The organism is Nodosilinea sp. LEGE 07298 (assembly GCF_015207265.1).
Taxonomy (GTDB): domain Bacteria; phylum Cyanobacteriota; class Cyanobacteriia; order Phormidesmidales; family Phormidesmidaceae; genus Nodosilinea.
Genome location: NZ_JADEXE010000353.1, coordinates 1 through 6181 on the forward strand (window position 1 = coordinate 1; position 6181 = coordinate 6181).

General features: G+C 59.7%; 5 protein-coding genes. 2 read left to right on the plus strand and 3 right to left on the minus strand.

The window, feature by feature from the left end:
* Positions 1-73 precede the first annotated feature (73 nt).
* The 3 genes from IQ273_RS35125 to IQ273_RS29050 form a co-directional block, all read right to left on the minus strand.
* Complete coding sequence (locus IQ273_RS35125; protein ID WP_194026593.1) at positions 74-979, minus strand: NAD(P)-dependent oxidoreductase; 906 nt, start codon at positions 977-979, stop codon at positions 74-76.
* Between the two features lie 70 nt (positions 980-1049).
* Positions 1050-1853, minus strand: coding sequence for a glutamine amidotransferase-related protein (locus IQ273_RS29045; RefSeq protein WP_313898291.1), 804 nt, complete (start codon positions 1851-1853; stop codon positions 1050-1052).
* A 210-nt stretch (positions 1854-2063) separates the two neighbouring features.
* Entirely contained in the window at positions 2064-2837 is a 774-nt protein-coding gene (locus tag IQ273_RS29050) for an ABC transporter permease (protein WP_194026594.1), read from the minus strand.
* A gap of 202 nt (positions 2838-3039) precedes the next feature.
* Here IQ273_RS29050 and IQ273_RS29055 point away from each other — a divergent pair, with 202 nt between their 5' ends.
* On the plus strand, positions 3040-4995 hold the full coding sequence (locus tag IQ273_RS29055) for an FAD-dependent oxidoreductase (RefSeq protein ID WP_194026595.1): 1956 nt from the start codon (positions 3040-3042) through the stop codon (positions 4993-4995).
* A 50-nt stretch (positions 4996-5045) separates the two neighbouring features.
* Positions 5046-6164, plus strand: coding sequence for an aromatic ring-hydroxylating dioxygenase subunit alpha (locus IQ273_RS29060; protein ID WP_194026596.1), 1119 nt, complete (start codon positions 5046-5048; stop codon positions 6162-6164).
* The last annotated feature ends 17 nt before the right edge of the window (positions 6165-6181 follow it).

Consider the following 6181-nt stretch of genomic DNA (forward strand, 5'->3'; position numbering starts at 1 on the left):
CCCTAGCCCCCCTGCTCCTTAACCCCCCGAGAATAGTATCTAAACTTGCGCCGCAGAGTACTAGCTGGGTGGCTTAGTCGGAATCTGACAGAGGGCTAATGATATTGAATAGAGCGGCGTAATCGTCGTCGGCAAATCCGGCTTCGACCGCTTGGTCAACTAGCTGTCGCACGCTCTCGGCGGGAAGGGTCCGCAGCCCGGCGGCCTCGGCGGCAGCGACAAACAAGCTCATATCCTTCAGCAGGTGCTTGGTGGGGAAGTTGGGGTCAGCAAACTGTCGAGTCTGCATGCGGTGCAGCTTTTTGTCAAAGGTGGGGGCGTAGAGGGCGCTCTGGCGCACCACCGCCATAAAGGTATCGGCATCGATACCAGCGGCCTGCACCAGGCCCAGGCTTTGGGCAAAGGCGGCGGTGAGTGAGCCAATTAGCTGGTTCATAGCCAGCTTGAGGGTGGCGGCACTACCGACCGGGCCGACGTGGTAGAGCGTGCTGCCTAGGCAGGCGAGCAGGGGTTGCCAGCGCTGGTAGGCGTCGTCTGCGGCCCCCACCATGATGATCAGCTTGCCGTTTTTGGCTTCGGGAATGCTGCCTAGCACTGGCGCTTCTAGATAGGTGCCTCCGGCCTCGGCCACGCTTTGGCTGAGAGCCTGACTTTCGGCGGGGGCAATGGTGCCCATTTGAATGATGGCGCAGGTGCTCAGCGCCGACGAACGATTTCCCTGTGGGGACGCTTCGCGATCGCGCAGGCCCATGTCGTTGAGGAGCGATCGCACTGCTTCGCCATTAGTCACCATAAGAATGACAGCCTCCACCGCCTGTGCCAGGTCGAGGGGCGTGGGGCAGACGGTGGCCCCTGCTAGCTCTAAAGGCTTAAGCCGTTCTGGGGTGCGGTTGTACACCCACACTCGGTGCCCAGCCGACAGCAGCCTGAGGGCCATCGGTGCCCCCATTAATCCAGTCCCAATTACCCCAATCTTCACCCCTTGTTCCCTCCCTGGTGTTTGGTTTCAGCCGTTAGCTGTTAGCCGAATTCGGTATCGTTGGCGGACTTTAGTAGTGGTCTTTGGTTGTGCTCTGAACCGTACTTTGGGCCGTACTTTGGGTCGTGCTGGAGGAATGGGTGGGAAGGTATTGCCCACCCATTGCCTTGGCGTTAGCGGTAACTCCCATCCACTCGGCTAAAAACTGGCGCAGCCAGTCCTCTACGGCTGGGCTGTAAAGGCGGTGCTGGCTAATCTGGTAGTTGCGCGCTTGGGCTCCGGGGCAGGTGAGCTGGTCGGCTCCTTCGGTGGTCCAGTGGTTGACCATAGTGGCGGTAATTTCAGGGTGAAACTGGAGGCCGTAGGCCCGCCGCCCGTAGCGAAAGGCCTGGTGCGGAAACAGGGAGCCGGTGGCCAGCAGGTGACTGCCCGTTGGCAGGGTAAACCCCTCCTGGTGCCACTGATAGACCATCAGCGGACTGGGCAGCAGTTCCTGACCTACCGGGGTTGGCACAATGGGATAGTAGCCAATTTCTCGCTGACCCGCCGGGTGAGAAACTACCGCTGCCCCTAGGGTGCGGGCCAGCAGCTGTGCCCCCAGGCAAATGCCCAGGTAGGGTTTGTCTGAGGCTAGTGCGATCGCAATCCAGTCGAGTTCTTGACGAATAAAGTCTAGGTGATCGTCGTTGGCGCTCATGGGGCCACCAAACACCACTACAGCACTGTGGCCCTCCAAGGTAGCGGGTAGCGACTGCCCCAGGGCTGGGCAGCGCACATCGAGGGTAAACCCCAGGGCTTTTAGCACATCCCCCACCCGACCTGGGTTGGAGGTGGACTGGTGTACAACAACTAAAACGGGCAGGCTAGCACTCACGAAAAATAGCGATTCTCCCTTAAAGAGGCTCTAAATTAAATCAACCCCAGCTGCCACAATCAAAAACAGCAGCAAACAGCCTTAAGTCGAGGCTGCGTTCCCCTAACAAAGGGCGACGACATCTCGTGGCAACCCTGCTTTAGTCCAGCATTCTTTATAACTGTATCGCTTCAGCCACGAAGCGGGCCAGGAAGCAGGCCAGAGCTGTTCCTACAGCTGGCGCTCGACCTGCACCATACGGCGGTACGACAGCCAGCCAGCCACCACCATAGCTACGGCAAACAGGCTCAAAAAGCGCACGTGGGGGCCAACCTCGGCCAGGGTGCTGCCCTCCACGACGACTCCAGAGAGGGCCTCGATCATGTGGTAGATCGGGTTGAACTGGGTGAGCTGGGCCAGGGAGTCGGGGAAAAAGGCCGTCGGCAAAAAGGTACCCCCCAAAATCATCAGCGGAATGCCAAAGGCGGCAATCAGGGCGTTAACATCTTCAGTGCGGCGAGCGAGCTGAGTGCCCAGCACAAACCCCACCCCCACGTAGGCGGCAATGCTGAGCAGCACGATCAGCAGGTTGGCCAGAGGATTGCCGCCCAGGCTAGCCCCGTAGAAGAGGGCGATCGCATAGACCAGCACCGTCTGCCCCAGCCCAATTGCCCCATAGGCCAAACAAATGCCCAAAAAATACGACACCCCGCTCAGGGGTGACAGAAACAGGCGCTTCAGCGTCTTTTGCTCGCGCTCAGACACCACCGTGGCTACGCTACCGCCCAGGCCGCTAAAGAACAGCGCCGCCCCTACCAGGGTGGAAGGAGCAGCCTGGGTATAGGCCTCGGCTAGAGAAAGTTGCAGCCGCTCCTGCAAAATCAGGCTGTTGAGAATGAGCAGCAGCACCGGAAAAATAGCCCAAAAAATCAGGCTCCGTCGCCGCCGCCCCAGCTCGACTAAAATGCGCTGGGCAACCGCTAGGGTCTCTCGCACGTATTTCATTCGGATGAGTAGACTGTGAAGGCAACTTAATACTACAGTCTTTAACAGGTTGCACGTGGGATCCGCCCTCCTCTGGCCGGAAGCCCTGGATGCCCCTCCCCTGGCCGGGAAGCTGTGTTACCGTAAATGCCCAAGTCGCTCTCCACACACCCTCGGGAATTCTCCCCAGGCGAGTTTGACCTAAGCAACGCTAAAACCCCAGATGAGTCAATCTTTAGAGGGGCTATTTGCCCAAACCCTGGCCCGTCGTAATGTCCTCAAGCTCTTCGGTGTAGGAGGGATTGCGGCTCTGCTGAGCTATTCGCGCCTCAGCAAGCCCCAGCCCACAGTATTTCAGCGCGATCGCCTGGAGCTACCTGCCCAGGTGGGGCGATCGACCTCGGCCATCATTGTGGGTGGTGGGCTGGCGGGGCTGGCGACGGCCTACGAGCTGAGCCAGCGCGGGGTGGCGGTCACGCTGCTGGAGCGATCGCCTCAGCTAGGCGGCAAAATTGCCAGCTGGCCCATTCAGGTGGGCGACGACCACTTCATGATGGAGCACGGCTTTCACGGCTTTTTTCCGCAGTACTACAACCTGTTTAGCCTGGTTGACGAGCTCAGCATTCAGCAGAACTTCAAATCGCTCGACTACTACTCGCTGGTCTACAAAGACCACTACGACCCCGAGGTATTTCGCCCCAGCAATTCGGCGTTTCCGTGGAATATTGTCGATTTGGCCATTTCGTCGTCGAATCGACTGGAGTGGGGCATTAACCTGACTCACCTCAAGCATCTTCAGGTGTTTCGAGAAATTACCGGCTTTCGCAACCCCCAAACCTACGAACGCCTTGATCAAATGTCGGTGACCGAGTGGGTGGGCAATGACTTTCCGCGCGGGCTGTACGACCTCTACTTTTTGCCCTTCGCCAAATCAAGCCTCAATTCCCCCGATGTGCTCAGCGCTGGGGAGCTGATGCAGTTTTTCCACTTCTACTTCTTTGGCAACCCCGAGGGGCTGGCTTTTAACGGCACCTGCCAGGACATGGGGCGATCGCTGGTCGACCCTATGGTTGAGGCGATCAAAGCCAACGGTGGCCAGGTGCTGACGGGCGTAACCGTCAGCCAGGTTAACTGGCAGGAGGGCAAAGTGGCCGGGGTGACCTACCAAAACGGCAGCGTTGCGGTTAACACAGTGCCCTTTTGGGTCGATCGCAACCCGTTGCTGAGTTCAGAGACCATGGAATACTTTGGTGCCGGAGACAGCGTTTACTCGGTGGCACCGGGGAGCAAAACGGCCCTGTCTTTGACCTGCACCCACCAGGGCTGTAGTGTCCAGCGCCAGGTCAGCCCCAATGCCGAAGGCTACCTCTGCCCCTGCCACGGAGCCGCCTACGCCAGCGATGGTGCCGTGCTGGCTGGCCCCGCGCGGGAAAATTTGACAGCGTTTAAAGTGCTGCAGCGGGAAGGCGATCGCATTCAGCTGGTTGCCGCCAACGCCAGCGCCGAGGCCAACGTGGCCCACGACCTCACCGCCGACTACTACGTAATGGCGGCCGATATTCCCGGTATCAAAGCCCTGTTTGCCCTCTCAGAGGGCGAGGTAGAGCCGACCCTGGTGGCCCAGGTCGATCAGCTGCGGGTGGCCGACCCCTTTGCCGTGGGGCGATTCTGGTTCGATCGCGACTTCGATTGGGAGCACAGCTGGTTTACCTCGCTCTCGGGCTACAAGCTTACCGACAGCATTACCCTCTACCACCGCATTCAGGACGACTATATTGCCTGGAGCGATCGCACCGGGGGTAGCGTGGTCGAGCTGCACGCCTACTGCTATAAAGAAAAAGACTTTCCCACCCAAGCCGATATTCTCAGCACCTTTGAGGCCGAGCTGTACGACATCGTGCCCGAGCTGAGGGGCGCAACCGTGCTGCACCGCCAGCTGGTCAACCAAAAGAATTTCGCGGGGTTTCCCCCCGGCAGCTTTGCCAACCGACCCCAAACCACCACATCCGCCGAAAACCTGCTGTTTGCGGGCGACTGGGTGCGCATGCCCTTTCCCTGCGGGCTTATGGAGCGGGCGGTGAGTAGTGGTTTACTGGCGGCCAACGCGATCTTGCAGCGCGAAGGGGTGCAGCGCCGCCCCATTCTGTCGGTGAATCCGGAAGGGGTGCTTAAAATTTAGGGGTTATCTCGGCATAGGCAGATGATTCTCAGCGATAAGGCAGGTGTGAGATGGACGGATTAGAGAGCACGGCGGTCACAACCCTCGAACAGCCCGACGCGGGCAGCGGCCAAGATTCCCCAGTCCCAAAAACGACGCTGGCCCCTAAACGCCCTCTGCGTGAGCTGGGCATCAACCTCAACCACTGGTACGTGGTGGCCCAGAGTGAGGAGCTGAAGGATAAACCCCTATCCAGAACCCTGTGGCACCAGCCGATTGTGCTGTACCGCGATCGCACCGGCAGCCCCATCGCCGTTGAAGATCGCTGCCCCCACCGCCAGGTCAAGCTCAGCGAGGGCACCGTGGCGGGCGACAACCTGGTCTGTGCCTACCACGGCTGGCAGTTTGGCCCCGACGGTAGCTGCGCCCACGTGCCCTACCTTGAACCCCAGCAAAAACTGCCCACCTGCACCCTGCGCCAGTACCCGGTTAAAGAGCAAGACGGCTTTGTTTGGCTGTTCCCCGGCGAGGCGACGCTGGCAGAGCAGTTCGCGCCCCTGCCTGTGCCTGAATGGGAGCACCTCAACTTCATTGGCTCGGTGGCCACCATCGCCGTGCAGGCCCACTACTCATTCTTAATTGAGAATTTGATGGACATGTACCACGGCCACCTACACGGCGGGGCTCAGGTGTGGGCTAACCCGGTGCTGGCCGGGCTAGAGGCCGATGTAACCCACGTTCATGCCCACTACGACGCTGAGAGCTACTACCGGATCGACAAAATCTGGTCCGCCTCTCAGCTGATCATTCCGTCCCTTCGTAAGCTCCATCCTGAGCCGCTGGACGTCTACTACTACTACCCCCACTGGAAATCGACCCTGGGGGATGACTTTAAGATCTACTGCCTGTTTTGCCCGGTCAGCGAAACCCACACCCGCGCCTACCTGCTGCACTTTACCTCCCTGGAGCGGTTCCCGAAGCTGCACAAAACTCCGCTGGCGGTGCGGCAGTTCGTGAAGCGATCGTTTACCAACTCGGCTAGCTTTGTGCTGCGGCGACTGGTGCGCGAAGACGTGCTGATGCTGGAGCAAGAGCAGCAGGCCTTTGAACAACACCCCACCTACCGGGGACCGGAGCTAAACCGGGCGCTGACGGCGGTGCAGCAGCTGATTCGGCAGCAGGCGGAGTAGGGGTGGATGGGTAGATG

Excerpts from the sequence above, each read along its gene's own strand:
- IQ273_RS29050 (WP_194026594.1), bottom strand. The coding sequence starts at position 2,837 with ATGAAATACGTGCGAGAGACCCTAGCGGTTGCCCAGCGCATTTTAGTC.
- IQ273_RS29055 (WP_194026595.1), top strand. The coding sequence starts at position 3,040 with ATGAGTCAATCTTTAGAGGGGCTATTTGCCCAAACCCTGGCCCGTCGT.
- IQ273_RS29060 (WP_194026596.1), top strand. The coding sequence starts at position 5,046 with ATGGACGGATTAGAGAGCACGGCGGTCACAACCCTCGAACAGCCCGAC.